Genomic DNA, 26064 nt, shown 5'->3' on the forward strand with positions numbered 1-26064 from the left:
TCACGCTCAGTAGCGCCGTAATCTGCATTACATGAGTCGCAAGGTTACAGACAATGCGGTCGTGACAGACGATGCCGTCGTGACAGACACTGCCGTCGATGACGGGCAGCGCACGCCCCGGCATGTGAAGACGATCATCATCGGCAGCGGATTCGCCGGCCTCGGCCTGGCGATCAAGCTGAAGCAGCAGGGCCGGACCGATTATCTGGTCCTCGAGCGCGGTAGCGACGTCGGCGGCACCTGGCGCGACAACACCTACCCCGGCGCGGCCTGCGACGTGCCCTCGCACCTGTACTCGTATTCCTTCGCGCTCAACCCGAACTGGTCGCGCTCGTTCTCCCGGCAGGGCGAGATCCAGTCCTACATCCGCTCGGTCGCCGAGAAGTACGACGTGCTCGACAAGCACCTGTTCGACTGCGACGTCACCGGCGCGCGCTGGAACGCGGCCACCGCGCAGTGGGAGATCACCTCCAACCGCGGCGACTTCACCGCCGACACCGTGGTCTCGGCGGTCGGCGCGCTGTGCGAGCCGAATCTGCCGGATATCAAGGGCATCAACAGCTTCGAAGGCGAGATCTTCCACTCCGCGCGCTGGAACCACGACGCCGTGCTCGACGGCAAGCGGGTCGCGGTGATCGGCACCGGCGCTTCGGCGATCCAGATCGTGCCCTCCATCGCCCCGCGCGTGGCGCACCTGGACCTCTACCAGCGCACCGCGCCGTGGTTGCTGCCGCGCTTCGACCGCGCCTACACCCTGCCGGAACGCCTGGCGTTCAAGCACATTCCCGGTGCGCAGCGGCTCTCGCGCGCGGCGATCTACGCGGCGCGCGAGACCCAGGTGGTGGGCCTGGCCAAATTCCCCGCGCTGATGCAGGGCTTCGAACTGCTGTCGAAAGCCAAACTGCGCATGGAGATCCGGGATCCGGAGCTGCGCCGCAAGGTCACCCCGAACTACCGCATCGGCTGCAAGCGCATGCTGATCTCCAACGACTACTACCCGGCGCTGGACCGCGACAATGTCGAGGTGATCACCGAGGGCATCACCGAGATCCGGCCGCACTCGATCGTCACCGCCGACGGCACCGAGCGCGAGATCGACGCCCTGATCGTGGCGACCGGCTTCCACGTCACCGACTCCCCCACCTACGAGACCATCGTGGGCAAGGACGGGCGCACGCTCAGCGAGGTCTTCGACGACATCGGCCAGCAGGGCTACAAGGGCTCGGCCATCGCCAACTTCCCCAATATGTTCTTCCTGCTCGGGCCGAACGTCGGGCTCGGCCACACCTCGATGGTGTACATGATCGAATCGCAGATCAATTACATCGCCGACGCGCTGGCCACCGTCGACCGGCTCGGGCTGCGCACGGTGGAGGTGCGCCGGGAAGCGCAGGACCAGTACAACAGGCAGCTCCAGAGCAAGCTGGGCGCCTCGGTCTGGAACACCGGCGGCTGCGCCAGCTGGTATCTGGACAAGCACGGCAACAACACCACGTTGTGGCCCGATTTCACCTTCCGTTTCCGCGATATCACCAGGCGTTTCGACATGACGGCTTACCTGACGAGCGCCGCTGATCCGAAGAGCACCACCGCGACGCCGAGCACCGCTTCGAAGCCGGAGCCGGTCGCCGCGTCCGCCGATCCGAAAGTTGTCCAGCCATGAGTAACAAAGACGCCTACTTCCACAACAAGGTCTGTGTCATCACCGGCGCGGGCTCCGGCATCGGCCGCGCGCTGGCCGAGGCGCTGGCGAGCAAGGGCGCGAAGCTGGCGCTCTCCGATGTCGATGTCGAGGGACTGGCCGAGACCGTGAAGCGCTGCCAGGCCCTCGGCGCGGAGGTGAAATCGGATCGGCTGGACGTGACCGAGCGCGAGAACGTCCTGCTCTACGCCGACGCGGTGAAGGAGCACTTCGGTGTGGTGCATCAGATCTACAACAACGCGGGCATCGCCTTCCACGGCGAGGTGACCCGGACCGAGTTCAAAGACATCGAACGCGTCATGGATGTCGACTTCTGGGGCGTCGTCAACGGCACCAAGGCGTTCCTGCCGATGCTCCTCGAGTCCGGCGACGGTCACGTGATCAATGTGTCGAGCCTGTTCGGCCTGATCGCGGTGCCCGGCCAGGCCGCCTACAACTCGGCTAAGTTCGCGGTGCGCGGGTTCACCGAGGCGCTGCGCCAGGAGATGCTCATCGCCAAGTCGCCGGTCAAGGTGACCTGTGTGCATCCGGGCGGCATCAAGACCGCCGTGGCCCGCAACGCCACCTACGCCGAGGGCATCGACCCGCACGCCACCGCCGCGCAGTTCGACAAGAAGTTGGCGATCCACACTCCGGAGATGGCGGCCGAGACCATCCTGAACGGCGTCGCCCGTGGCGAGGGCCGAGTGCTGATCGGCTGGGAGGCCAAGCTGCTCGACCTGTTCGTGCGCGTCACCGCCTCCGGGTATCAGCGCATCGCCGCCCTGGTGTCCGGTCGCTTCCTGCCCTGAGCGACCGGCCCGCTTCTCTCGCCCGCGCTCGACCGCCGGGCTCGGCCCGACCGCCGAGCCCGGCGTCGCCGCGACCGCCCCGCGCATCACACCGAGCCCCTTCCCCTGCGTCGGGCGCACACCATCGCATCGTGCCGCACGAGATCGGCGAACCCGTGCACATCACCCTCCTACCTCCCCGCGAACGGAGCCAGACCTGTGCGTGACCTCGATATTCCGCTGCCCGTCATGCGGGCGGTGCTGACCCCGCTGTACCGGGTGCTGATGCACCACCGGATGCCCCTCACCGCGCAGCGCGCGATCAGTGACGTCGTCGCGCGCGTCCAGTTCGTGCCGGCGAACACCACGGTCACGCCGCTGCGGCTGGGCGGCCGGCCGGCGGAACGGCTGACCGCGGGCACGTCGACCCCGGAGACCGCCGTGCTCTACCTGCACGGCGGCGGCTACACCATCGGTTCGCTGACCACCCACCGCTCGCTGGCCGCGCGCCTGGCCCACGAGACCGGCGCGGCGGTCTACCAGCTCGACTACCGGCTCGCGCCCGAACACCCCTACCCCGCCGCGCTCGACGACGCCACGGCGGCCTTCGACGAACTCCTCGACGCCGGGTACTCCCCGGAGCGGATCGCCGTCGCCGGTGACTCGGCGGGCGGCGGGCTGAGCCTGGCGACCGCGCAGCGCCTGATCGCCCAGCGCGGGGTGGCGCCGGGCGCGCTCGGGCTGATCGCGCCGTGGGTGGATCCGGGCGGACCCAGCACAGCAGACCGCGATCTGGTGGTGAACCGATGGTGGTCGAACCGGTGCGCCACCGACTACCTCGGCGCAGGCGATCCGCGAGCCATCGGCTACGCACCGCTGCACGGCCCGATGGCCGGATTACCGCCGAGCTACGTTCAAGCGGATACCAGTGAATTGCTGTATAAGCAGTGCGTACAGTTGGTGTCGGCACTGCGTGAAGCCGGCGTGAACGTAAGGTTCAGCGAAAGTAACGGACTGTGGCATGTCGCCCAGCTACAGGCTTCGCTGACCACGCCCGCGGCGGCTGCTGTGCGCGAACTGTCGGCGTTCCTTCGGGCGGCACTGCAACCTGTGGACATACGCGACCTCGGTTGATCGTCGAGCCGGATCGCGGCGGCCGGACAGACACCACGCGGCGGGGTGTCGTAGATTACTTGCGAGTTAACTAACGTGGAAGGGCACTGATGCGAGAGTTCGAAGTCCCGGCTTCCTACACAATCCCGGATGACGCGAACAATTCCGACAACGTCTTCCGCCATGCCGAACAGTCGCCGAACGCCGTGCTGTTCAAGGTGCCGAATGGCGAGAACAGCTGGTCGGATGTCACCGCGGCGCAGTTCGCGGCAGCCGTGACCGGCGTGGCGAAGGGTCTGATCGCTTCGGGCATCGAACTGGGCGACCGGGTGGCCATCATGGCCCCCACCCGCTACGAGTGGGCGCTGCTCGACTTCGCGATCTGGGCCGCGGGCGGCTGCACGGTGGCCATCTACGACAGTTCCTCGGCCGAGCAGGCGAAGTGGATCCTGCAGGACTCCGCGACCAAGCTGCTGGTCGTCGACAGCGACAAGCACCGCGCCGTGATCGACGAGATCGAGGACGGCGCGCTGCCCGCGCTGGCCGAGATCCTCCAGATCGACAAGGGCGCGATCGAGCAACTGACCGAGCGCGGCAAGGATCTCGACGACGCGCAGGTGCACGAGCGGCGCAAGCAGGTCGTCGCGAGCTCGCCCGCCACCCTGATCTACACCTCCGGCACCACCGGCCGCCCCAAGGGCGTCATGCTCAGCCACGCCAACCTGTGGGCGGAGTCCGTGGCCGACCGGCACGCGCTGCCGGAGTACGTCAGCGAGGGCAAGAAGACCCTCATGTTCCTGCCGCTGGCGCACGTGTTCGCCCGCGCGGTGGCGCTGGCCGCCTTCGACGCGAAGGTCATCGTCGCGCATTCCTCGGACTGGACCACGCTGGTCGACCAGTTCGGCGCCTTCAAGCCCGACTTCATCCTCTCGGTGCCGCGCGTGTTCGAGAAGGTGTTCAACGCCTCCAAGCAGAAGGCGCACGACGGCGGCAAGGGCAAGATCTTCGACGCCGCCGCGGCGACCGCCATCGCCTACAGCGAGTCGCTCGACACCGGCGGCCCCGGCCTGGGTCTCAAGCTCAAGCACGCGCTGTTCGACAAGCTGGTCTACAGCAAGCTCAAGGCCGCACTCGGCGGGCAGTGCCAGGCCGCGGTGTCCGGCGGCGGCCCGCTGGGCGCGCGCCTTGGCCACTTCTTCCGTGGCGTCGGCGTGACGATCTACGAAGGCTACGGCCTGACCGAGACCACCGCCGCGGTCAGCGTGAACACTCGCAGCAACATCCGGGTCGGCTCGGTGGGCCGTCCGCTCCCGGGCCACGCCGCCAAGGTCGCCGAGGACGGCGAGCTGCTGCTGCGCGGACCGGTGGTGTTCAGCGGCTACTGGGGCAACCAGGAGGCCACCGACGATGCTTTCGTCGACGGCTGGTTCAAGACCGGCGACCTCGGCGCGATCGACGAGGACGGGTTCATCACGATCACCGGCCGCAAGAAGGAGATCATCGTCACCGCGGGCGGCAAGAACGTCTCCCCCGCGCTGCTCGAGGACTCGCTGCGGGCGCACCCGCTGATCAGCCAGGTGATGGTGGTCGGTGACGGTCAGCCGTTCATCGGCGCGCTCATCACGCTCGATCCGGAGGCGCTGCCCGGCTGGAAGGAACGCCACCAGCTCGGCGAGGAGGTCACGATCGAGCACATCGTCGAACACCCCGAGATGCTCGCCGAGATCAAGGCCGCGATCGACGAGACCAACCGGCTGGTCTCCAAGGCCGAGCAGATCAAGAAGCACTCGATCCTGACCGTCGACTGGACACAGGAGACCGGCGAACTCACCCCGAAGATGTCGCTCAAGCGCAATGTCGTGATGAAGCAGTACGCGGCAGAGGTCGACAAGATCTACAGCTAGTCATCTCGGGCAGACGCGGCGCCGTCGGCGGATTCGTTCCGCCGGCGGCGCTTTCGTGTGCTGAGGAATCATTCGTCGAAGCGGCGGCGGGCGTCCTCGATATCGGTGAGGAAGCGCTGCGTCCAGGCGCACATGGTGTCCACGGTGGCGCGCAGCGCCCGGCCGGGATCGGTGAGCCGGTAGTCGACGCGGGGCGGCACGACCGAGTGGACGGTCCGCTCGACCAGGCCGTTGCGTTCCATCATGCGCAGATTCTGGGTGAGCATCTTGTGGCTGATGCCCTCGACGCGGTTGCGCAGTTCGGTGAAGCGCAGGGTGTCCTCGCCGATCGTCTCCACGATCAGCAGGGTCCACTTGTTGGCGATATCGGAGAAGATCTCGCGCGCCAGTGAATCCGCGCGCGAGAGGTCGGACGGATCGGGCCGGTCTGCGTCGCCGGTCACATCCGCGTGGTCGGCCGGGGGTGTGAACTGCTTGGTCACCATGGGGTTCCTCGGTTACGAAAAGGTGCGTTCTTCCAGGTCACGGTTCACTCTCCTATGGTTACCGAGTAACCGCAAGTGACCGGATGCCACGAGTACCGAGGAGCACGAAACATGTCCATCACGCTGGTGAACCCCGATGCCCTGCCGAAGGTCGACGCCTACCGTCAGGTGTCGGTCGCGACCGGGTCGACCCTGATCTTCGTCGCCGGGCAGGTCGCGGTCGACGCCGAGGGCGCCACCGTCGGTGCGGGCGATGTGGCGGCACAGGTCGAGCAGAGCTACCTCAACGTCGGCACCGCCCTGGCCGCGGCGGGCGCGAGCATCACCGACCTGGTGAAGGTGACCGTCTACGTGGTCGATTGGACGCCGGACAAGATGGCGCAGTTCACCGAGGGCGTCGCCCGGGCCGCGGCGAGGTTCGGCGTGACGCCCGTTCCGCCCGGCACCTTGATCGGTGTCGCCGCGTTGGCCGATCCGGCGTATCTGGTCGAGATCGAGGCCACCGCCGTCATCGGCTGAGCACAGCCCACGGCGCGCCTGCCCGGCCGAGCCTCCTGATCTCCTCGGCCGATCGCTTTCCCGGGCGTACGGCAGCGCCACCCCGGCGATGACGGGAACGACAGCGACGCCGAGCGGGAAGGCCGACACCGTAGCCACGAGGGCGCGCTGGGCGGCACGACCGGAGCCGCCCCGGCCGGAGTCGGCGCTGATCGGTGTCGCCCGGATCGTTGATGGCGACCGCTGATCGCCCTTTTCCCGGCGCGCGGGTGGGCGGTCCGGCAGTAGGCTCGCGGCATGGCGCTGGTGCGATGGCGGGTCGCGACCGGAGTGGTGAGCGCGATCGTCGTCCTCGGCGTCGCCGAACTCGTCGCGGCCTTCGTCCGGCCCGGCAGTTCTCCGCCCTACGTGCTCGGCGCGGCGGTGGTCGACCACACGCCGGAAAGCCTGCGCGAGTGGGCGATCCAGACCTTCGGCACGGCCGACAAGATCGTGCTGTTCGTGTGCATGACGCTGGTGGCTCTCACCGTGGCCGGGCTCGCCGGTGCGCTGGAACGGACGCATCGCGCCATCGGGACCGCGCTGTTCGCCGTGTTCGCGGTGACGGCAACGCTGCTCGCCGTGAACCGGCACGGTGGGCCCGGCGCGTTCGCGACACTGCTCGGCGCGGCAGCCGGGATCTGGGCACTACGCAGTCTCACCCGGCGCATCGACGATGCCGAGCAAGCGTATTCACCCGCGCCGGAGCTCGGTAGCGCGGCCGTCGGTGGCGCCGAGCCATCCGACTCCGCCTTCGGCGACGGCACAGAGGCCGCCGGCAACGGCCGCGCCGCGGGCGCGGGCGGCGGGGCCGGGGAAGGCCGGACGCCGGAGGCGAGTGGATCGGCCCGGCGAGAACTGTTGCGTGGCATGGCGATCGCCGGTGGCGCCGCGGTCGCGGCCGGGGTGGCCGGCCGCTGGCTGGGCGGATGGCGAGCCGGGGTGGGCCCCGAGCGGGCGGCGATCCGGTTGCCGGAGGCGAGCGGGCCGCCGATCTCGCTCGCGCCGGGGGCCGATCTGAAGGTGCCGGGGCTGTCGTCGTTCGTGACGTCCAACGCCGATTTCTACCGGATCGACACCGCGTTGATCGTGCCACAGGTGTCGGTCGAGGACTGGTCGCTGCGGATCCACGGGATGGTGGAGCGGGAGATCCGCATCGGATGGGCGGAGCTGGCCGGGCGCACGGCGATCGAGCGGTTGATCACGCTGGCGTGTGTGTCCAATCCGGTGGGTGGCGATCTGATCGGCAACGCGCTGTGGCGCGGCTACCGGCTCGACGAACTGCTCGCCGAGGCGGGCCCGCTGCCCGACGCGGACATGGTGCTCTCGCGCAGCAAGGACGGGTGGACGGCGGGCAGCCCGCTGGCGGTGCTCACCGATGGGCGCGACGCCATGCTGGCGGTGGGGATGAACGGGGAGCCGCTGCCGGTCGACCACGGCTATCCGGCCCGGCTCGTGGTGCCCGGCCTCTACGGCTATGTCTCGGCGACGAAATGGGTGACCGAACTCGAGGTCACCCGGTTCGATCGGGCCACCGCCTATTGGACACGGCGCGGCTGGTCGGCGCGCGGCCCGATCAAGACCGGCACCCGGATCGTTACGCCGGGGCGGAGAACGAAGCTGACGGCCGGGCGGATCCCGGTGGCCGGGGTGGCCTGGGCCCAGCATCGGGGCATCAGCGCGGTGGAGGTCCAGGTCGACGATGGTCCGTGGCAGCGGGCGCGGCTGTCCACCGTGCAATCCGTCGACACCTGGCGGCAGTGGGTCTTCGACTGGGAAGCCACGACCGGACCGCACACCCTGCGCGCCCGGGCCACCGACGGGACCGGTGAGACCCAGACGAGCGAATTCGCCGGGTCGGTGCCCGACGGCGCGACGGGCTATCCGAGCGTGACGCTCCGGGTCGAGTGAGCGAAGCGCGCCGCGGCGGGGCATCGTCTAGGCCGACACCGAATCCGCGTCGGCCGACTCGACCTCGGCCTTGCGCGCGGGATGGCCGACGAACAACGCCGACGCCACCACGCCGATCAGCAGGATCGCACCGGGCAGGATGATCGACTGGGCCAGCGAAGAGCTGAACCCGTCGAGCAGTTGCGGCGGAAGCGCGCCCTGGTGCCCCAGGCCCTCCCCCACCGGACCGCCGTCGCCGAGCCCGTGCGCGGCCAGTCGCGAAGCGATGAGCGCGCTGATCGCGGCCGTGCCGAGCACCGAACCGACCTGGCGGGTGGTGTTGTAGATGCCCGAGCCCGCACCCGCCTGCCGGACCGGCAGGTTGTGGGTGGCGGTGGAGGCCAGCGGCCCCCAGATGCAGGCATTGGCCAGACCGGCGATGCCCGCGGCGATCAGGAACCACGCCAGGTGCGACTGCGGGGTCATCACCGCCGACCACCAGAAGATCATCAGGGCGAAGCCGAGGAATCCGAGGGTCGGTATCACGCGCGGCGGGAGCCGGTCGGAGAAGCGGCCGATGAAGGGCGCGGTGAACCCGGTGACGATCGCCATCGGCGCCAGCACCAGCGCGGAGGCGGTGGGCGACATGTCCCGCACCGACTGCAGATAGAAGTAGACCGGCACCATCACCGAGGTGACCGCGGCGCCCATCGCGGCGATCGCCACGTTCGCCAACGCGAAGTTGCGGTCCTTGAACAGCTCCAGCGGCACCAGCGGCTCTCCGGTGTTGCGCGCCTGGTTGACCAGGAACAGGCCCAGGACCGCCACACCCGCGCCTATCAGCAGCCAGATCCGCAACGACCAGTCGTAGGCGCTGCCCTCCTGGATGCCGAAGACCAGCAGGAACATGCCGAGACCGCTGAGCAGCACGCCGGGGATGTCGAACTTGTGCTGATTCGTCGGCAACGCGGGCACCAGCCACATCGCCAGCGCGAAGGCGACGATGCCGACCGGCACGTTGACGATGAAGACCCATTCCCAGCTCAGCGTGTCGACCAGGACGCCGCCGAGCAGCGGACCGACCAGCGTCGCCAAGCCCGCCACGCCGCCCCACAGGCCCATCGCGGCGCCGCGCTTGTCCGGCGGGAAGGTGCGGGTGATCACCGCCATGGTCTGCGGCGTCATCAGCGCCGCGCCGAGGCCCTGCACCGCGCGGGCGACGATCAGCATCTCGACGGTGCCCGACAGGCCGCACCACAGCGATGCGGCGGTGAACACCGCGAGGCCGAGCAGGTAGATCTTCTTGGGACCGAAGCGGTCACCGAGCCTGCCGGTGATCAGCAGCGGCACCGCGTAGGCGAGCAGATAGGCGCTGGTCACCCAGATGACTTCGTTGATGTCGGCGCCGAGGTCGGTCATGATCACCGGATTGGCGACCGCGACGATGGTCATGTCGAGCAGGATCATGAAGAAGCCGACGACCAGCGCCGACAGCGCGAGCCACGGATTACGGCTTTCGGACACGGGGATGTTTCCTCACTGCGAATTGCGGAAAAGCTGTGGGACAGGGGTCAGGCGGTGCGTTCGCCGGGTTCCGGCTCGGACTCCTCCCACTCCAGCTCGCCTCGGGCGAGTTCGTCGACCATCCGCGCGAGCCAGTCGCGTTGCGCGCGAACGGTTTCGCGCCGGTACGGCAGGACGAGCCAGTAGCGCCTGGCGACGAGGCGTGCGGCGGCGGCGATCGCCGCATCGAGTTCGGCGATTTCGGCATCGAGCTGCGCGATCCGGTCCCGCAGCAACTCGACCACCTGATCGGCGGGCAGCGAGTGCGACTCGGCCAGTCCCAGCAGGAATTCCGGATACTCCGGCGCCGGCGCGCGCAGCATCTCCGCGATCCGGGCACGCAACGTCGCACGCCCCTGCCCGGTGATCCGGTAGGTGGTGCGTTCGGGCCGGTTGCCTTCCCGGTCCACCCCGCCCGCACACACCAGTCCTTGATCGGTCAATCGCGCGACCGTGTGGTAGAGCGAGCCCGGCCGCACCTTGACCAGCCGGTCCTCTCCGCGGCCGACCATCGTCTGGAACATTTCGTAGGGGTGCATGGGCCGTTCGTCCAGCAAGGCGAGCACCGCGATCGCCAGAGCGGTCGGTGTGCCGCACACCTTTCCCATCGCGGGTCCTTTCCTCTGCCGCACGATCCCGCCCGCGGGCGCCGATATGTTCGAACCGGAATACTCCACGTGGACTATACGCCCGCACCCACCGGGGCGGCATCCCGATTTCTCGCAGACGGCCACGCGCCCCTGAAAATGGGGGCACACAATCTGAAACAGATAGTTTCCAGAGTTCCTACACTGAGCGCGTCCGCCAGTACGGCCGTCGGCCGATCGCCTCGAAAGATGCACCAGTGAAACAACATTCGTCATCACACCCAGCACGCAACGCCGCCACTGTCGCCGCCGTCGCCGCCGTCGCCCTGGCCACTCTCGCCGGTACCGGGACCGCCACGGGCGAGCCGCTTCGGCTCGAATACCCGGCGAGCACATCCACCCCGAGCGGATCGGGGAACGCCGCCACCGGCAGCGTCGACACCACCGGCAGTACCGAGGGAGACCCGTTCGTCGGCTCGGCGGTGATGGCCTGGATCATCGACGACCCGTCCTTGCTGATCAGGCTCCCGGTCTGGTGGGTGACATGCCACTTGCAGAGCGCCAGCGGCGACGAGACCTGCTGGGGAAACGGACGTCTGTAATCCTGCCGTGCGTCCTGGCGGTGTCCGCGGTAACCACAGCCGCCCCTGGTCGAGGCCGTCCTCTGTGGTCGTTTGCCGGATTCCCGTCGGGGGGTCAGAGACCGTGCTGGTCGAGCCAACGCCGGGCCAGCTCAGGTGCGGAACCACCCGCCTCGACGGCCCGGATCAGCTCGACCAGCTCGGCGGTGGTCAGCTCCCCCGCCACGTAGTTGAGCTTGCGCATCCGCACCTCGTCGAGCAGTCCGCCGCGCAGTAGCGGAACGATGTTCTCGGCGCGGATCGCGTAGTCCTCGTCGGCGAGCACGGTCAGGCCGTCGGTCGCGCCGGGGGCCAACTCCGGCGGGCCGGTGAGCAGGCCCGCCTGGAGCGCGCCGGATCGCAGGGATTCGCGCAGCGCGACCGGGTCGGATGCGGGCGCGAGCGTGGCGAAGGCGCAGTTGTGAACGACGACTTCCGTGGCATCGCGCAGCAGGCCGGGAAGCACAGCCAGAGCCGCCGTGGTCTCGGCGCAGCGCGGAAGGAGATCGCCGACGGTGTCCAGGCCGTCGACGGCCGCGCGGTCGGCGGCGACGACGAGCCGGGCGCGCATGTCGACGCCGTCGGCGGGATCGGCCACGGTGAGATCGGCGGGCAGGGCGCGCGACAGGGCCGTGACGACATCGTCGGGAGTGCGCGCGGTGGAGCCGGAATCCAGGGCGGCGAGCAGATCGCCGGTCTGCTCGCCGACGAGGTCGACCACGCCCGCGTCCAGCGCGGCGAGGTAATCGGAGCGCCGACCGAGATCGGGCCGCACGCGGACGGGCAGACCGGTGCGCGCCAGCGCGCCCGCGTAGATTTCGGCGAGTACCCGGGATTCGGCGCTCTCGCCCGCGCCCACGACGAAGGTCCGGTCCCGATCGGCGCTGCCGCAGGAGACCGTGAACGCCGCGAGCGCGACGACCGCGACCGCGACGACTCTGAGTGCGACGGCCCGAATCCGGGGCGAGCGCTTCGACGACCTGGTCACACGGGCTGAGAGCGGTTCGGGCACCGCTGAAATGTACCGTCGGCCGGTTGCCGAGTCACCGACCGGCCGCACCGCTGACCCGTCGTCGGAGAAACGGCGAGGCGCCCCGTTCCGGTGGGAGCGAGGCGCCTCGGCGAACCAGCTGATCGAGTACTACACAACACCTTCGGCATGCGCGGCGGCCGCGACGGCCTCGGCCACGGCCGGGGCGACGCGCGGATCCAGCGGGCTGGGCACGATCTTCTCCGGGCCGAGTTCGTCGGCGACGACGCTCAGGATGGCGTTGGCGGCGGCGATCTTCATGCCCTCGGTGATGCGGCGGGCGCCCGCGTCCAGCGCGCCCTTGAACACACCGGGGAAGGCCAGCACATTGTTGATCTGGTTGGGGAAGTCGCTGCGGCCGGTCGCCACGATCGCGGCGTACTTGCGCGCCACGTCGGGGTGGATCTCCGGGTCCGGGTTCGACATGGCGAACACGATCGACTCGGGGGCCATCGTGGCGATGAGCTCCTCGGGGATCACGCCCGCCGACAGGCCGAGGAACACATCCGCGCCCGCCAGCGCCTCGGCCGAGCCGCCGACCAGGCCGCGCGGGTTGGTGCGCTGGGCCAGCTCGGCCTTGACCGCGTTGAGGTCGCCGCGGTCGGCGCTGACGATGCCCTTGGAGTCGAGCACGGTCACATCGGCCACGCCCGCGGCCAGCATGATGTTGGTGCACGCGACACCGGCCGCGCCCGCACCGGACACCACGACCTTCAGGCCCTCGATGCCACGGCCCTGCACCCGGGCCGCGCCGTTGAGGGCGGCCAGCACCACGATGGCGGTGCCGTGCTGGTCGTCGTGCATGACCGGGCAGTCCAGCGCCTCGATGACGCGCTTCTCGATCTCGAAGCAGCGCGGGGCGGAGATGTCCTCCAGGTTGATCGCGCCGTAGCTCGGGCGCAGCCGGATCAGGGTCTCGACGATCTCGTCGACGTCCTTGGTGTCGAGCACGAGCGGGATCGAGTCCAGGCCGGCGAACTTCTTGAACAGCGCCGCCTTGCCCTCCATCACCGGCAGCGAGGCGCGCGGGCCGATGTCACCGAGACCGAGCACCGCGGTGCCGTCGCTGACGACGACGACCAGGCGGTCGGTCCAGGTGTAGCGCTTGGCCAGCGATTCGTCCTGCGCGATCGCGCGGCTGACCTGCGCGACGCCCGGGGTGTAGGCGATGGACAGGTCCCGCTGGGTCTCCAGCGGTGAGGAGAGCTCGACCGAGAGCTTGCCTCCGAGATGTCCGGCGAAGATTTCTTCTTGGGTGATTTCGGACAAACTCGCGGTGGCATTCGGTGCGTCAGTCACAGATGACACGATTTCACTCCTGCTCGGTTCTGGCTCAACCGGGGGACGGTTACCGCCGGGTAGTTGATATCTGGTGCTCGGTGCCGCGGATCGCGAGCGCCTGCCGGAATTTCGTCGTCGCGACCGTACCGGAACAGTCGGGGAAAATTCGGGATGTGGCGCCGTGCTGATCACGGGGCGGAGCCGGACGGGTGTGTCCGGACGGAATGATCGGGGCGGCCCACGGGGCGACGGTACGTCGGGCGGCGGGGGTCACCGTGCTTCCGGACCCGGCGGTGGCAAGGATACGGAATCCGCAACATTCTGCCAGCAGGGCCGACGACATGCCAAACCGGTGTCGGGGAAACCGGTGCTTGGCCATATCCCGAGCGTAGGGCCCGGGAATTACCTCCGGGTTAGGGGAAACTCGCCGTCGGGGCACGGCGCGCGGTGAGCTGTCACATCGGGACCGGATCGACCGGGGTGAGATCGGGTCTCGCCGCGCCGGACCGGTCCGGCTGCCTGGCGGCGGGCGACCGACGGGCGGGCGGCGATGCGGCGGCGGCCGGCCGGTCGCGCGCCACCGCGACCTCGTCGAGCCCCTCGACGAGCAGGCGGGTACGCCACTGGGGGGACAGGGCGGGGTGATCGGTCCGATGGTGCAGGCCGCGGGTCTCGGTACGGGCCAGCGCGCTGTGGACGGTCCAGCGCGCCACCGCCAGCATGGCGGCCGCCTCCCGCGCGCGCACCAGATCCGAGCCGCGCCCGCCCAGGTCGAGGCGGGCGCCGGGCCAGATGAGATCGAGTTCGCCGATGCTGTCGCGCAGGCTGCCCGCACTGCGCAGGTAGCTGCGCCGCAGCGGCAGCGTGTGTTCCTGCACCAGCCCGATCACCGCTCGCGGATCGACCATGGAGCGGGCAGCCAGACCCGCGCCGGGCACCGGGCACACTCGCGCGGGCACGCCGAGTTCCCGCGCACGCGCGGCCGCGCCCCGGCCCGCCCATACGCCCGAGGCGATGGCCCAGGCGGCGTGCCTGCCGCTCGCGCCGCCCGCGGCGCCGGAGACCGCCTGACGGTCGGCGACATCGCCCGCGGCGTAGAGGCCGGGCACGGTGGTAGCGCAGTCCGGACCGGCCTGCGCCAGGCCGCCGCTGCCGCGCACCGTGCCTTCCAGCACGGCGCGGATCGGTATCCGGCCGGCGGCGTCGAGCAGGCCGATGCGGGTGAGCCGTTCCCTGGTAGCGCTCAGCAGACCGGTCGGCTCGGCGAAGACCCGCCTGCCCGCGGCGAGCGCGGCCAGCGCGGCGGACCGGTGTCCGGGCAGCGCGGCGCCGGATTCGTCGTAGAGCGGCGCGGCGCGCAGGACCGGATGCAGGGCGAGCGCCGAGCGGTCGATCGGCCCCGCGGCGCTGTGTGCCACGGCGATCCCGTAGGCGCCGGAGAATTCCATGCCGGACAGGCGCGCGCCCGCCTCGGCGGCCATCAGCAAGCCGTCTCCGGTGGCGGTCTCGGTGCCCACGGCGGCGGAACGGAACGCGCAGCCGCCGGTCGCCATGACGACCGCGCCCGCTCGGACGGTCCAGCTCCGGTATCGCTCGCGCGGGGTCGTCCCGGAGGCACCCGCGACCGCTCCCGAAGCGTCCACCAGCAGCTGCAGCGCCGGATGATGATCGAGGATGAGCACACCCGCCAGGCGTAGTCGGCGACGCAGCAGCCGCAGGTAGCGGGCGCCGTCGAGGCGGGCACCGGCGGGCGCGACCGCCCGGCGCGACATCGGGAAGCGATATCCCCATCGCTCCAATTCCCCTGCGCGACGGTGTGTTTCGTCGAGAACGCGATGCATCCACAGCGGGTCGGCGAGCCCACCGCCGTGCCGCAGTGCCTGGCGCACCGCCTCCTCGCGCGCCGGACCGGGTGGGGTGGTCCACAGCGGGCGGATCCCGTCGACGGCCGGTCCCCCACCCGCGCAGCGCGCCTTGTCGGCCAGAACGACGCGAGCACCGTCGGCGGCGGCCGAGAGAGCTGCCCAGATGCCCGCGGGCCCCCCGCCGAGAACCAGCACATCCGTCTCGATCTCGGTCATACAACGGAATATTCGGCCACATTTCACCGGGCCGCAACCTTTACCCGGGGCTCAACCCCACCATTGTGTCCAAATCAATATCGCCGAAGACAGGAAAACGATCCCGGAGCCGATCAGGGCGGCTATTCCCCCGCGACGATCCGAGAAAAGTTGCGCGCCGATCACTGTGGCCGCGACCGCGATATGCCAGAACACCGATTCACCACCTGGACCGGGAAAACCGCGCCGCGCGCCGATGAACGCCGCACCGATCACCACCAGCGCGAGCACCACCGTTCCGGCCGCGACCGTGCCGCTGAGCGCACGCACCGGTCTCACGAGGTGATCACCGGCACCCCGGTCGCGCCGGCCACCAGCCGCTCGAATTGATCTGGGCCGGTGGTGAATTCGCCGAGTTCGATGGTCTTGTTGGCGCCGTGGTAATCCGAGGAGCCGGTGGTGAACAGGTCGAGGTCGGCGGCGAGCCCGGTCAGCAGCGCCCGGTCGGCGTCCGAGTGGTCGGGATGGTCGACCTCCAGGCCGCCCAGCCCCAACGCGGCGAGTTCGCTGATGTCCTGCGTGGCCAGCAGCCTGCCGCGCTTGCGCGCCCTGGTGTGGGCGAGCACGCTGACCCCGCCCGCCTCCGCGATCATCCGCACCGCCCGGCGCAACGGGGTGTCGACCTTGTCGGCGTAGTAGCGCCCGTGCGGGGCGAGCAGTTCCAGGAACGCGGCGTCCACACTGGGGACCACCCCGGCCGCGACCAGCGCCCTGGCCAGATGCGGACGTCCGGCCGACGGGCCCGCGGAGGCCAGCACCTCGTCGGGGTCGATGGGCAGGCCGTCGTAGGCCATCAGCTCCGCCATCGCCCGCAGCCGATCGGTCCGCTCCGCGCGCAACCGCTCGCGTTCCTCGGCGAAAGCGCGGTCGGACGGGTCGAAGAGGTAGGCCAGCAGGTGCACGGCCACCGGGTAGCCGTCCTCGCCCTGCCCCACGCACGACATCTCCATCCCGCGCACCAGGGTGAGGCCGGCGGGCAGCGCGTCGACGGCCTCGGCCCAGCCCGCGGTGGTGTCGTGATCGGTGATGGCCACGACGTCGAGCCCGGCGGCGGCCGCGTTGGCGACCAGTTCGGCCGGTGAGTCGGTGCCGTCGGAGGCGGTGGAATGGGTATGCAAGTCGATGCGCACACATCCAGTCTTACAGCGCAGGCCGCCCGTTCCGCACCCGCGGTGTGACCGGCGAGCGACGCGGCGCCTCGGGACTAGAGCGCGGCCGCGCCGCGGCCGGGGTCGCGCACATCGATGCCCGCCTCGGCCCACGCGTCGCGCAACGCCTGCGCGCCACGCACCCGCACCCAAGCCGCTTCCGTCGCGGTCACCGGGGTGACCGCCAGACAGCGCACCGCCTCGGCGGGTTCGGGTAGCGTCACCGGCTCGATCTCGCTCTCGCCGAGCAGTACCGCGGTGAACGAGGAGCCCTGCCACAGCTGTTCGCCCAGATCCAGCAGGGCGTCGGCCTGCAACACCACGCCTTCCACGGCGGGACTGGCGACCAGCACACCCAACGCCCTGGCCACGCCGGGCAGGGCCGTGCCCGAGCGCACGCTGAGCACCAGTTCCACCCTGGGGCCGCGCACCGGGTCGGCGACCGGATCGTTGGGGTCACCCATCGGATGACGTGACCCGCCCAGGGTGACGTAGTGCACGACGTCGCCCTCGGCGATGCGCAGGATCTCGATCGGTTCGAGACCGAGGAAGGTCACCGACGCCGAATCCACGCCGGAGGCGTCCACGCCGAAGTGCTCGAGCACTCCGGTGCGGACCCGGTCCAGAACGTCCATGCTCAGATCGCCAGGCGCGCGAGCATGTCACGAGCCTGCTCGGCGGTCTTCGGGTCGCACAGCACGTCGTAGCGACCGGCCACCAACTGCATGCTGGAGGCGAAGTCCCGCTGACCTCTGGTCGCCGCGTACGGGATCGAGGTCGAGATGACGCCGAAGATGATGCCGCCGATCAGGCCGACGGCCAGCGGGCCGAAGGCGCTGCCGGTGGTGAACAAGCTCAGCAGCAGACCGAGGAACAGGCCGAGCCAGGCGCCGGAGACGATGCCCCCGCCGATGACCTTGCCCCAGGTGAGCCGGTAGAGAACCCGTTCGACCTGCATCAGGTCGACGCCGACGATGGTGACGTTCTGTACCGGGAACTGGTTGTCGGCCAGGTAGTCCACGGCCCGCTGCGCCTCGGCGTAGGTGGGATAGGACCCCACCGGCCAGCCCGAGGGCGGCGTCGGCAGACCCGAGCGGGCGTTGTTCGCGCTACCGAGTGGGTTCGTCATAAGGCCATTATGGCTGCCACGCGCACCGACACGCCGCGCGCACCACGCCCACGGTGTCCGATGTGTCCGAATTCTCGATCGGGCTCGCTCACTCCGGCGGGGTGAACGAGGTCGTGCGGGCCATCCCCGCCGCGCGCCCCTTCTCCGCGATGACCACGGCCATCTTGGCGCTGGCTTCGTCGATCATCTCGTCGCCGAGCATCACCGCGCCGCGCGCGCCACCCGCGCCGGAGGTGTAGTGGGCATAGGCGTCGAGGATCTCCTCGGCGCGGTCGTAGTCGGCCTGGCGCGGGCTGAAGATCTCGTTGGCGGCCTCGATCTGGGTCGGATGCAGCACCCATTTGCCGTCGAAGCCCAGCGCCGCGGTGCGCGCGGCCGCCCGGCGGAATCCGTCGAGATCGCGGATCTGCAGGTAGGGGCCGTCGATCGCCTGCAGACCGTGTGCGCGGGCGGCGAGCAGGATGGTCATCAGGATGTGGTGGTAGGCGTCGCCGGGTTCATAGCCCTGCGGCTGCTCGCCGACCACCAGGGTGCGCATATTGATACTCGCCATGAAATCGGCGGGCCCGAACACCAGCGCCTGCACGCGCGGGCTGGCGGTGGCGATCTCGTCGATATTGCGCAGGCCGAGCGCGTTCTCCAGTTGCGGCTCGATGCCGATGCGGCCGACCTCGAGTCCGCACGCGCGTTCGAGCTGGGTGAGCAGTAGATCCAGCGCCCGGACCTGACCGGCGTCGGTGACTTTCGGCAGCAGGATGGCGTCGATCGCCGCGCCCGCGCCCTCCACGACGGAGATCACATCGCTGTAGGTCCACTGTGTGGTCCAGTCGTTGACCCGCACGACCCGCAACTGCGGCCCCCAGCCCGGCTCGTTGAGCGCCGCCACGATGTTCGCCCTGGCCACGGCCTTGGCCACCGGCGCGACGGCATCCTCGAGATCGAGGAACACCTCGTCGACGGGCAGGCCCTTGGCCTTCTCGATCATCTTCGGATTGCTGCCTGGCACCGCCAGAACCGAGCGACGTGGCTTCATTGCGCCTCCTGTGTTGCGACGACCGGTGGCCCGCGAACCTCTAGCCTGGCAAGCATGGCAGCAACCAGGGTGTACGTCGCCAGGCTGGCCGGCCTGGTGGTGCTCGGACCGGACGGTGAGTCTATCGGCCGTATCCGCGACGTCGTCGTGGCCGTCCGCTACGACCGGCAGCATCCCCGGGTCCACGGCTTGGTGGTCGAATTGCCGACCCGGCGGCGGATTTTCGTGCCCATGCTGCGGGTGACCTCAATCGAGCCGGGCATGGTCACGCTCAACACCGGCACCGTCAGCCTGCGCCGATTCCAGCAACGGCCCGGCGAGATGCTGGCGCTGGCCCAGATCGTCGACTCCAAGGTGCGCGTGGACGATCCGGAACTGCCCGACCTGTCCGGGGTCGACGTGTTCGTCATCGATCTGGGCATCGAGCAGATCCGGACCCGGGATTGGCACGTCAGCCGGGTGGCGGTACGCGGTCATCGCCGGATCGGGCGGCGCCGCGAAGTGCATGTGGTGGACTGGAAGCAGGTCACCGGCCTGACGCCGTACGAACTCGGCAGGCCGGGGCAGGACGTCACCCAGTTGCTCGGCCAGTTCGAGGGATTGCGCGCCGCCGACGTGGCGCACCTGCTGCGCGAACTGCCGGAGAAGCGCCGCGTCGAGGTCGCCGTGGCGCTCGACGACGAACGCCTGGCCGACGTGGTGCAGGAGCTACCCGACGACGACCAGATCGATCTGCTCGGCCACCTCGAGGTGCACCGCGCCGCCGACCTGCTCGAAGCGATGGATCCCGACGACGCGGCCGACCTGCTCGGCGAATTGCCCACCGGGGAACGCGAATCGCTGCTGGCGCTGATGGATCCCGAGGAATCCGAACCGGTCCGGCGGCTGCTGCAGCACTCGCCCGACACCGCGGGCGGTCTGATGACCCCGCGCCCGATCGCGGTCACCGCGTCCACGACCGTCGCCGAGGCACTGGCGCGGGTGCGCAATCCCGATCTGACGCCCGCGCTCGCCTCGATCGTCTTCGTGGTCCGCCCGCCGACCGCGACCCCCACCGGCAGGTATCTGGGTTGCGTACACACCCAGCAACTTCTCCGCGAGCCGCCCGCGCACCTGGTCGGCGGCATCGTCGACACCGATCTCGCGCCGTTGCGCCCGGACGCCACGCTCGGCGCCGTCACCCGCTATCTGGCCACCTACAACCTGGTGTGCGGACCGGTCGTCGACCGCGAGAACCACCTGCTCGGCGCGGTGAGCGTGGACGACGTGCTCGACCACCTGCTGCCCGAGGACTGGCGCGAGACCGAACAGCGCGAGGGGGTGGCCGCGCCATGACCGACAAGACCGGTTCGCGCCAGCGTCTGGACACTCCCATGCTGACCCGCTACCGGGTCGGCTGGGATGCCGAAGCCCTCGCGCGCAGCAGCGAACAGGTGGCCCGCTTCCTCGGCACCGGCCGCTACCTGGCCATCCAGACCGTGCTCGTGGTGGTCTGGATCCTGCTCAACGTGTTCGCGGTGTCGCTGCGCTGGGACCCCTACCCGTTCATCCTGCTCAACCTGGCCTTCTCCACCCAGGCCGCCTACGCCGCGCCGCTGATCCTGCTCGCGCAGAACCGGCAGGACAATCGCGACCGGGTCTCGCTGGAGGAGGACCGGATGCGGGCGGCGCAGACCAAGGCCGACACCGAGTTCCTCGCCAGGGAGCTGGCGGCGCTGCGACTGGCCGTCGGCGATGTCGCGACCCGCGACTATCTGCGCCGCGAACTGGACGAAGTACGCGAACTGCTCGAACGCATCGAGGCCGCGACCGGTCCGGCGGACGGCGAGGCGCGGCCACCGAAATCGGGCAAGTCCAGGAAGAAAGGCGCGACCACCGGCGGTTCAGCGAAGATCCAGCACACCACCGCCGTCGCCGACGATTGATCGGAAATGCTCAACAACATACTGACTCGTGGGTAGCCTGGTGAGCGTTGTCCGAAGCGCGCCTGGGGCAAGTGGTGGTGCCGGGCCGCTCCCACGACGTAGAGGAATGGTGTGGCCGAATGCGCGTTTCTGCTCCGATAACGATGTCGGCCCTCGTCATTGCCGGTCTGGTCGTCACAGGTTCGGTGGCCGACGATCCCGCCTCCGACGATCCCCCCACGACGCGGGAGGCCGTGCTGGCCGCCGCCTCGGCCGATCCGCGCACGCACGATCCCGCGGCGACGGATCCCGACTCGACATCCTCTGCCACGGTCGGACTTCTGCCGGTCGCCCCGGAGACCTCCCGCAAACTTCGAGCAATGGATCCGACGGCGGACGCGGGCCTGCCGGCGTTCGCCGGAACGGTCCCCCTACGTGAGATCTCCCTCCCCGCTACCGGCGGCGTGCTCGGCATCCCGGAAATCGTGCTGGCGGCCTACCGCAATGCCGAATTGGCGATGGAATCCGCGATGCCCGGCTGCGGACTGCGCTGGAACCTGCTGGCAGGCATCGGCCGCATCGAATCCGCGCACGCGAGCAGCGGCCGCACCGACGCCGCGGGCACCACGGTCTCGCCGATCTTCGGCCCGGCACTGGACGGGACACTGCCGGGCAACGAGATCATCAAGGCGGCCGACGGCGGGTACGTGCGCGCGATCGGCCCGATGCAGTTCCTCCCCTCCACCTGGAGCCGCTATTCCGCGGACGGCAACGGCGACGGCGTCGCCGACCCGCACAATGTCTTCGATTCGGCCCTGGCCGCGGGGAAATACCTGTGCTCCGGCGGACTGGATCTCACCGATCCGCAGCAGGAACTGCGCGCGGTGCTGCGCTACAACAATTCGATGGCCTATGCCGCCGACGTGCTGAGCTGGTCGGCCGCGTACCGCACCGGCGGCGCGCCCAGGCAGGTCACGATCGCCCCGGAGCTGATCCCGCCGGGCTCGGCCCCCATCCTGGCCGCGCCGACCCCGGACATGAGCGCGGTCGGCACCGAGGCGCCCACGACCACGCCCGCGCCGAAGGACCCCACCGAACTGCCGCCGGGCACCACGCTCACCCCGGGCGCCACGCCCGAGCAGACCATGATCCACATCCCCGGCCTGCCGCCCATCCCCTGCGGCATCTTCTGCCCGCCGCCCGCACCGGCCGACCCCTGCGTGGAAGCGGCGGTTCCGGCGCCGATGCCCGACCCCGTCGTACCCGCGCGACCGCTCTCGCCCGGCCGCGAATTCGGCGCCCAGCAGTCGGCGCCCGCCGAGCAGGCCGGTCAGCCCGATCCCGCATGCCGGCAGCCGCAGGTGCAGCCCGCCGCACCGGAGTCCGCCGCACCCCAGCAGGCGGCACCCCAGCAGGCGGCACCGGCCGCACCGGCCGAGCCCACGCCCGCGCCGGAATCGACGACGCCCCCCGAACCACAGCCCACGCCGGTCGCGCCCACACCGCCCCCCGCGCCCGCCATCACGCTGCCGTTCGGCATCACCATTCCGCTGCCGCCCGCGCCCGCACCGGTTCCGCCGCAGGGCTGAGCACGCCGCAGGGGCTGTGTACGCCGCAGAAGCTGAGTACGCCGCAGATCCGAGCACTTCCGCAGGGCTCAGCACGCCGCAGGGCCGAGTACACAGCCGGACCTCACCCCGCCGCTACGACCGGGCCGACCGCCCCACTTACGGTCGGCTCCGATCGCGACTCCCTACCCGCGCGGCAGAAGATGTGCGGTACAGCGACTCTCGGCACACGCGACACCAGGACACCGCGCGAGGGCGGCCCTGCTCCGAAGGCCGGACGGAGCACCTGATTCCTCGGCGGCGCCGAATCCGACCGGACGGAACCCACCGCACGGGATGAATTCGCGCGAATAACCGGTTTCATGCTTGTTACACATCACGAAGGGGTAACGAAAAGATCTCGGATGCTGTAACCTCTCTCTCGTCTACACAGGAGCCCGGTGCCATCAGCGGGTGAAACTTCGTTATCGCGTTGTGCCGCACCGGATTCCTCGGCTGGTCGTTCGAGGAGGGTCACCACACCGTGGGGCGTCATCGTAAGCAGTCCCCCGCGCCGGTCCGGCGCGGTTCCGTTCTCGCACTCACCGGATTGGTACCGGCCGGGCTGGTCACCTGCGCGGCCACCTCGGGGCTCGACGGCGACGCCGGCATCCTGCCGGTGGCCGACGGCAGCGCCGGGCCGGGCACGGAGGCCTTCGGCGCCGCGGCACTCGATGTGGACGAACAACTCACCCACGCGCTGGCCGCCCAGCACACCAAGCCCAAGCCGCAGGTGAAAAGCGTTGCGCTGTCCGGTGATCGGGTGGCCGCCGATCTGCCGAAGGGCACGCTCGGCATGCCCGGCATCTCCGAGGCCGCCTACCGGGCCGCCGAACAGACCCTGGCCGCCGAGGACCCGCAGTGCCACATGCCGTGGACGATGCTGGCCGGCATCGGCCGGGTGGAGTCGACGCACGCGTTCGGCGGCAAGGCCGACGCCGAGGGCAATCCGCTGAAGCCGGTCTACGGGCCGGTGCTCGACGGCTCGCTGGCGGGCAACGCCGTGATCTACGACAGCGACAACGGCAATCTCGACGGGCTGTCCGGCTACGACCGCGCGGTCGGGCCCATGCAGTTCCTTCCCGAGACCTGGAAGCGCTACGCCGCCGACGGCAACGACGACGGCATCGCCGACCCGCAGAACCTCTACGACGCGGCGCTGACCACCGGAAAGTACCTCTGCGACGGCGGCCTGGACATGCGTGATCTGTCCCAGCAGAGCCGCGCGATCCTGCGTTACAACAACTCGATGGCCTACGTCGCGAATGTCATGGCGTGGGAGAACGCCTACGCCAACGAGGTCGCGCCCCAGCCCGCGCAGCTGCCGCGAATCTAGAACGCCTAAAATTCCGGGCATGCCACAGCTGACGGAATCGGACGTACGGGGCGCGCTCGCCAAGGTCGACGACCCGGAGATCCGCAAGCCGATCACCGAACTCGGCATGGTGAAGAACATCGCCATCGACGACGCGGGCAATGTCCACATCGAGGTCTACCTGACCACGTCGGGCTGCCCGCTGCGGACGGAGATCATCGAGCGGGTGACCAAGGCGGTGGCCGACGTTCCCGGAGCCGGTGCGGTCACCGTCGAGCTCGATGTGATGAACGACGAGCAGCGCACCGAGTTGCGCAAGCAGTTGCGCGGCGATTCCGCCGACCCGGTGATTCCCTTCGCCCAGCCCAATTCGCTGACGCGGGTGTACGCGGTCGCTTCGGGCAAGGGCGGTGTCGGCAAGTCCAGCGTCACCGTCAACCTGGCCGCGGCGATGGCCCAGCGCGGGCTCTCGGTCGGCGTGCTCGACGCCGACATCTACGGCCACTCGGTGCCGCGCATGCTCGGCACCGACGCCCGCCCCACCCAGGTGGAGCGGATGATCATGCCGCCGATCGCCCACGACGTGAAGGTCATCTCGATCGCGATGTTCACCCAGGGCAATACGCCGGTGGTGTGGCGCGGTCCGATGCTGCACCGAGCGCTGCAGCAGTTCCTGGCCGACGTGTTCTGGGGCGATCTGGACGTGCTGTTGCTCGATCTGCCGCCGGGCACCGGCGATGTCGCGATCTCCATCGCGCAGCTGATCCCGAACGCGGAGATCCTGGTGGTCACCACCCCACAGGCCGCCGCGGCCGAGGTCGCCGAGCGCGCGGGGTCGATCGCCCTGCAGACCCGTCAGCGCATCGCGGGCGTCGTGGAGAACATGTCCTGGCTCGACCTGCCCGACGGCAGCCGCATGGAGCTCTACGGCTCCGGCGGCGGCCAGACCGTGGCCGACAGCCTGACCCGCGCGGTCGGCGCGACTGTCCCGCTGCTCGGTCAGATCCCGCTCGAGCAGGCGCTGCGCGAATCGGGCGACGAGGGCACCCCGATCGTGCTGCGCGACCCGGACAGCCCGGCCGCCAAGGCGCTGCGCGAGGTCGCCGAAAAGCTGGCCGTACGCAGGCGCGGGTTGGCGGGCATGTCGTTGGGTATCGACACCACCAGGCACCTGTAAGGCCGCCGTGCTGACATTGCTGGGGTACGTGCTGATCGTCGGCGTGGTCGCCGGCGTGCTGTTCCTGCTGGCGAGTGTGGTCTTCGGACGCGGCGAGGAGCTGGGCCCGCTGCCGGAGGGGACCACCGCGACGGTGCTTCCCGCCGAGTCCATCACCGGCGCCGACGTGCGGGCCCTGCGTTTCCAGCAGGTCGTGCGCGGTTACAAGGCCGGTGAGGTCGATTGGGCGCTCGCCCGGCTGGCCGCGCGTATCGACGAGTTGCAGGCCGAACTCGCGCAGGCGCGGGCCGCGACCGCCCCCGCCTCGCCGACGCAGCGGACCGCCGTTCCGCCGGAAGACACCCCCACCGAGGTGCCCCGGCCCCGAACCGTCGAGACCACCGGCCCTCGGCCCGCCGACCCCACCGCGAGCCCCGCGGACCGGGCCCGGACCGACCCGCCCGTGTCCAACGGCAGGACCCAGCCGTGACCGCTCCCGTCGACGGCGACGGCCACCACCGCTGTTCCTGGGCACGATTCACCCAGGATTCCCCGTCGGCTCGGCTCTACCGCGAGTACCACGACTTCGAGTGGGGCGTGCCGCTGCGGGGCGCGGACGCGATGTTCGAACGGGTCTGTCTGGAGGCCTTCCAGTCCGGACTGTCCTGGATCACCATCCTGCGCAAGCGGGAAAGCTTCCGCCGCGCCTTCGACGGGTTCCGCATCGAACGGGTCGCCGCGTTCGGCGCCGCGGATGTCGAGCGGTTGCTGGCCGATTCCGGCATCGTGCGCAATCGCGCGAAAATCGAGGCGGCCATCGGCAATGCGCGGGTCGCCGCGGAGCTCGACACCGCCCTCGACGAACTGGTGTGGTCCTTCGCGCCGCCTGCGCGCCCGCGTCCGCGAGACGGCGCGGAAATCCCCGCGACCAGCGCCGAATCCGTGGCTCTGGCAAAAGAATTGAAGCGGCGCGGATTCCGTTTCGTCGGACCGACCACCGCGTACGCGCTGATGCAGGCCACCGGAATGGTCGACGATCATCTGGCCGATTGCTGGGTCGGCGGCGAGGCGCACCGTGCCGCCGCCGCGATCACATTTCGAACTCAGGTATCCACCATGATCGGCGATAGGGAAGAATAGGTTCGGTGTAGCTCGCCGAATACCGGCGAG

Annotated in this window: 25 protein-coding genes; 14 read left to right on the forward strand and 11 right to left on the reverse strand. The window is 69.9% G+C overall.

Annotated features, from left to right (window positions below):
* The first annotated feature begins 31 nt into the window (after positions 1–31).
* From IU449_RS12085 to IU449_RS12100, 4 genes are all read left to right on the forward strand, one after another.
* The gene (locus tag IU449_RS12085; RefSeq protein ID WP_195001890.1) at positions 32–1663 is read left to right on the forward strand and encodes a flavin-containing monooxygenase; all 1632 of its coding nucleotides are present in this window, start codon (positions 32–34) and stop codon (positions 1661–1663) included.
* Entirely contained in the window at positions 1660–2493 is an 834-nt protein-coding gene (locus IU449_RS12090) for an SDR family NAD(P)-dependent oxidoreductase (RefSeq protein WP_195001891.1), read from the forward strand. Before IU449_RS12085 ends, IU449_RS12090 begins: the two co-directional genes overlap by 4 nt.
* A 198-nt stretch (positions 2494–2691) precedes the next feature.
* Positions 2692–3606: an alpha/beta hydrolase gene (locus IU449_RS12095; RefSeq protein ID WP_324188198.1), complete on the forward strand. Its 915-nt coding sequence runs from the start codon at positions 2692–2694 to the stop codon at positions 3604–3606.
* Positions 3607–3695: 89 nt separating this feature from the next.
* Complete coding sequence (locus IU449_RS12100; RefSeq protein WP_195001892.1) at positions 3696–5489, forward strand: AMP-dependent synthetase/ligase; 1794 nt, start codon at positions 3696–3698, stop codon at positions 5487–5489.
* Between the two features lie 68 nt (positions 5490–5557).
* Here the strand turns inward: IU449_RS12100 and IU449_RS12105 are convergent, their stop codons facing one another.
* Positions 5558–5974 (reverse strand): winged helix-turn-helix transcriptional regulator, encoded by a 417-nt coding sequence (locus IU449_RS12105; RefSeq protein ID WP_195001893.1) that lies wholly within the window; start codon positions 5972–5974, stop codon positions 5558–5560.
* A 111-nt stretch (positions 5975–6085) separates the two neighbouring features.
* On the opposite strand from IU449_RS12105, the gene IU449_RS12110 reads away from it, so the two are divergent.
* Together IU449_RS12110 and IU449_RS12115 are read left to right on the forward strand one after the other, a co-directional pair.
* Positions 6086–6493, forward strand: a complete 408-nt coding sequence (locus IU449_RS12110) for a RidA family protein (protein ID WP_195001894.1) — start codon at positions 6086–6088, stop codon at positions 6491–6493.
* A 276-nt stretch (positions 6494–6769) separates the two neighbouring features.
* Entirely contained in the window at positions 6770–8422 is a 1653-nt protein-coding gene (locus IU449_RS12115) for a molybdopterin-dependent oxidoreductase (protein ID WP_195001895.1), read from the forward strand.
* Between the two features lie 27 nt (positions 8423–8449).
* On the opposite strand, the gene IU449_RS12120 is transcribed toward IU449_RS12115, so the two are convergent.
* Positions 8450–9925, reverse strand: coding sequence for a DHA2 family efflux MFS transporter permease subunit (locus tag IU449_RS12120; protein WP_195001896.1), 1476 nt, complete (start codon positions 9923–9925; stop codon positions 8450–8452).
* A gap of 47 nt (positions 9926–9972) precedes the next feature.
* Positions 9973–10572 carry a PadR family transcriptional regulator gene (locus tag IU449_RS12125; protein WP_195001897.1) on the reverse strand — a complete coding sequence of 200 codons (600 nt, stop codon included), beginning with the start codon at positions 10570–10572 and terminating at the stop codon, positions 9973–9975.
* A gap of 236 nt (positions 10573–10808) precedes the next feature.
* On the opposite strand from IU449_RS12125, the gene IU449_RS12130 reads away from it, so the two are divergent.
* Positions 10809–11153 (forward strand): hypothetical protein, encoded by a 345-nt coding sequence (locus tag IU449_RS12130; RefSeq protein WP_195001898.1) that lies wholly within the window; start codon positions 10809–10811, stop codon positions 11151–11153.
* Between the two features lie 94 nt (positions 11154–11247).
* Here the strand turns inward: IU449_RS12130 and IU449_RS12135 are convergent, their stop codons facing one another.
* The 8 genes from IU449_RS12135 to IU449_RS12170 all read right to left on the reverse strand — a co-directional run bounded on the left by IU449_RS12135 (position 11248) and on the right by IU449_RS12170 (position 18912).
* Positions 11248–12183, reverse strand: coding sequence for a glycine betaine ABC transporter substrate-binding protein (locus IU449_RS12135; RefSeq protein ID WP_324188199.1), 936 nt, complete (start codon positions 12181–12183; stop codon positions 11248–11250).
* Positions 12184–12312: 129 nt separating this feature from the next.
* Entirely contained in the window at positions 12313–13509 is a 1197-nt protein-coding gene (locus IU449_RS12140) for an NAD(P)-dependent malic enzyme (protein ID WP_416382132.1), read from the reverse strand.
* A 428-nt stretch (positions 13510–13937) separates the two neighbouring features.
* Entirely contained in the window at positions 13938–15563 is a 1626-nt protein-coding gene (locus IU449_RS12145) for an FAD-binding protein (protein WP_195001900.1), read from the reverse strand.
* Positions 15564–15614: 51 nt separating this feature from the next.
* Complete coding sequence (locus IU449_RS12150) at positions 15615–15872, reverse strand: hypothetical protein (RefSeq protein ID WP_324188200.1); 258 nt, start codon at positions 15870–15872, stop codon at positions 15615–15617.
* Positions 15873–15877: 5 nt separating this feature from the next.
* Positions 15878–16732, reverse strand: a complete 855-nt coding sequence (locus IU449_RS12155) for a PHP domain-containing protein (protein WP_195001902.1) — start codon at positions 16730–16732, stop codon at positions 15878–15880.
* A gap of 74 nt (positions 16733–16806) precedes the next feature.
* Positions 16807–17385, reverse strand: coding sequence for a suppressor of fused domain protein (locus IU449_RS12160; RefSeq protein ID WP_195001903.1), 579 nt, complete (start codon positions 17383–17385; stop codon positions 16807–16809).
* Between the two features lie 2 nt (positions 17386–17387).
* On the reverse strand, positions 17388–17879 hold the full coding sequence (locus IU449_RS12165; protein WP_040798083.1) for a general stress protein: 492 nt from the start codon (positions 17877–17879) through the stop codon (positions 17388–17390).
* Positions 17880–17967: 88 nt separating this feature from the next.
* Positions 17968–18912, reverse strand: coding sequence for an HpcH/HpaI aldolase/citrate lyase family protein (locus tag IU449_RS12170; protein ID WP_195001904.1), 945 nt, complete (start codon positions 18910–18912; stop codon positions 17968–17970).
* A 54-nt stretch (positions 18913–18966) separates the two neighbouring features.
* On the opposite strand from IU449_RS12170, the gene IU449_RS12175 reads away from it, so the two are divergent.
* The 7 genes from IU449_RS12175 (at position 18967) to IU449_RS12205 (ending at position 26034) form a co-directional block, all read left to right on the forward strand.
* Complete coding sequence (locus IU449_RS12175) at positions 18967–20247, forward strand: magnesium transporter MgtE N-terminal domain-containing protein (RefSeq protein WP_195001905.1); 1281 nt, start codon at positions 18967–18969, stop codon at positions 20245–20247.
* Entirely contained in the window at positions 20244–20837 is a 594-nt protein-coding gene (locus tag IU449_RS12180) for a DUF1003 domain-containing protein (protein ID WP_195001906.1), read from the forward strand. The genes IU449_RS12175 and IU449_RS12180 overlap by 4 nt, the downstream gene beginning before the upstream one ends.
* 143 nt (positions 20838–20980) lie before the next feature.
* Complete coding sequence (locus IU449_RS12185) at positions 20981–22405, forward strand: lytic transglycosylase domain-containing protein (RefSeq protein ID WP_228803930.1); 1425 nt, start codon at positions 20981–20983, stop codon at positions 22403–22405.
* Between the two features lie 502 nt (positions 22406–22907).
* Positions 22908–23759 carry a lytic transglycosylase domain-containing protein gene (locus IU449_RS12190; RefSeq protein WP_195001908.1) on the forward strand — a complete coding sequence of 284 codons (852 nt, stop codon included), beginning with the start codon at positions 22908–22910 and terminating at the stop codon, positions 23757–23759.
* Positions 23760–23778: 19 nt separating this feature from the next.
* On the forward strand, positions 23779–24915 hold the full coding sequence (locus IU449_RS12195; RefSeq protein WP_195001909.1) for an Mrp/NBP35 family ATP-binding protein: 1137 nt from the start codon (positions 23779–23781) through the stop codon (positions 24913–24915).
* 7 nt (positions 24916–24922) lie between these two features.
* Complete coding sequence (locus IU449_RS29835) at positions 24923–25384, forward strand: DivIVA domain-containing protein (protein WP_416382133.1); 462 nt, start codon at positions 24923–24925, stop codon at positions 25382–25384.
* Positions 25381–26034, forward strand: a complete 654-nt coding sequence (locus tag IU449_RS12205; protein ID WP_195001910.1) for a DNA-3-methyladenine glycosylase I — start codon at positions 25381–25383, stop codon at positions 26032–26034. The genes IU449_RS29835 and IU449_RS12205 overlap by 4 nt, the downstream gene beginning before the upstream one ends.
* Positions 26035–26064 lie beyond the last annotated feature (30 nt).

It is taken from the genome of Nocardia higoensis, assembly GCF_015477835.1.
GTDB lineage: Bacteria > Actinomycetota > Actinomycetes > Mycobacteriales > Mycobacteriaceae > Nocardia > Nocardia higoensis_A.

What these genes read in the sequence shown, in the direction of transcription:
- IU449_RS12085 (WP_195001890.1), top strand. Translation starts at nt 32, where the DNA reads ATGAGTCGCAAGGTTACAGACAATGCGGTCGTGACAGACGATGCCGTC.
- IU449_RS12090 (WP_195001891.1), top strand. Translation starts at nt 1,660, where the DNA reads ATGAGTAACAAAGACGCCTACTTCCACAACAAGGTCTGTGTCATCACC.
- IU449_RS12100 (WP_195001892.1), top strand. Translation starts at nt 3,696, where the DNA reads ATGCGAGAGTTCGAAGTCCCGGCTTCCTACACAATCCCGGATGACGCG.
- IU449_RS12105 (WP_195001893.1), bottom strand. Translation starts at nt 5,974, where the DNA reads ATGGTGACCAAGCAGTTCACACCCCCGGCCGACCACGCGGATGTGACC.
- IU449_RS12110 (WP_195001894.1), top strand. Translation starts at nt 6,086, where the DNA reads ATGTCCATCACGCTGGTGAACCCCGATGCCCTGCCGAAGGTCGACGCC.
- IU449_RS12115 (WP_195001895.1), top strand. Translation starts at nt 6,770, where the DNA reads ATGGCGCTGGTGCGATGGCGGGTCGCGACCGGAGTGGTGAGCGCGATC.
- IU449_RS12125 (WP_195001897.1), bottom strand. Translation starts at nt 10,572, where the DNA reads ATGGGAAAGGTGTGCGGCACACCGACCGCTCTGGCGATCGCGGTGCTC.
- IU449_RS12145 (WP_195001900.1), bottom strand. Translation starts at nt 15,563, where the DNA reads ATGACCGAGATCGAGACGGATGTGCTGGTTCTCGGCGGGGGGCCCGCG.
- IU449_RS12160 (WP_195001903.1), bottom strand. Translation starts at nt 17,385, where the DNA reads ATGGACGTTCTGGACCGGGTCCGCACCGGAGTGCTCGAGCACTTCGGC.
- IU449_RS12165 (WP_040798083.1), bottom strand. Translation starts at nt 17,879, where the DNA reads ATGACGAACCCACTCGGTAGCGCGAACAACGCCCGCTCGGGTCTGCCG.
- IU449_RS12170 (WP_195001904.1), bottom strand. Translation starts at nt 18,912, where the DNA reads ATGAAGCCACGTCGCTCGGTTCTGGCGGTGCCAGGCAGCAATCCGAAG.
- IU449_RS12175 (WP_195001905.1), top strand. Translation starts at nt 18,967, where the DNA reads ATGGCAGCAACCAGGGTGTACGTCGCCAGGCTGGCCGGCCTGGTGGTG.
- IU449_RS12180 (WP_195001906.1), top strand. Translation starts at nt 20,244, where the DNA reads ATGACCGACAAGACCGGTTCGCGCCAGCGTCTGGACACTCCCATGCTG.
- IU449_RS12185 (WP_228803930.1), top strand. Translation starts at nt 20,981, where the DNA reads ATGTCGGCCCTCGTCATTGCCGGTCTGGTCGTCACAGGTTCGGTGGCC.
- IU449_RS12195 (WP_195001909.1), top strand. Translation starts at nt 23,779, where the DNA reads ATGCCACAGCTGACGGAATCGGACGTACGGGGCGCGCTCGCCAAGGTC.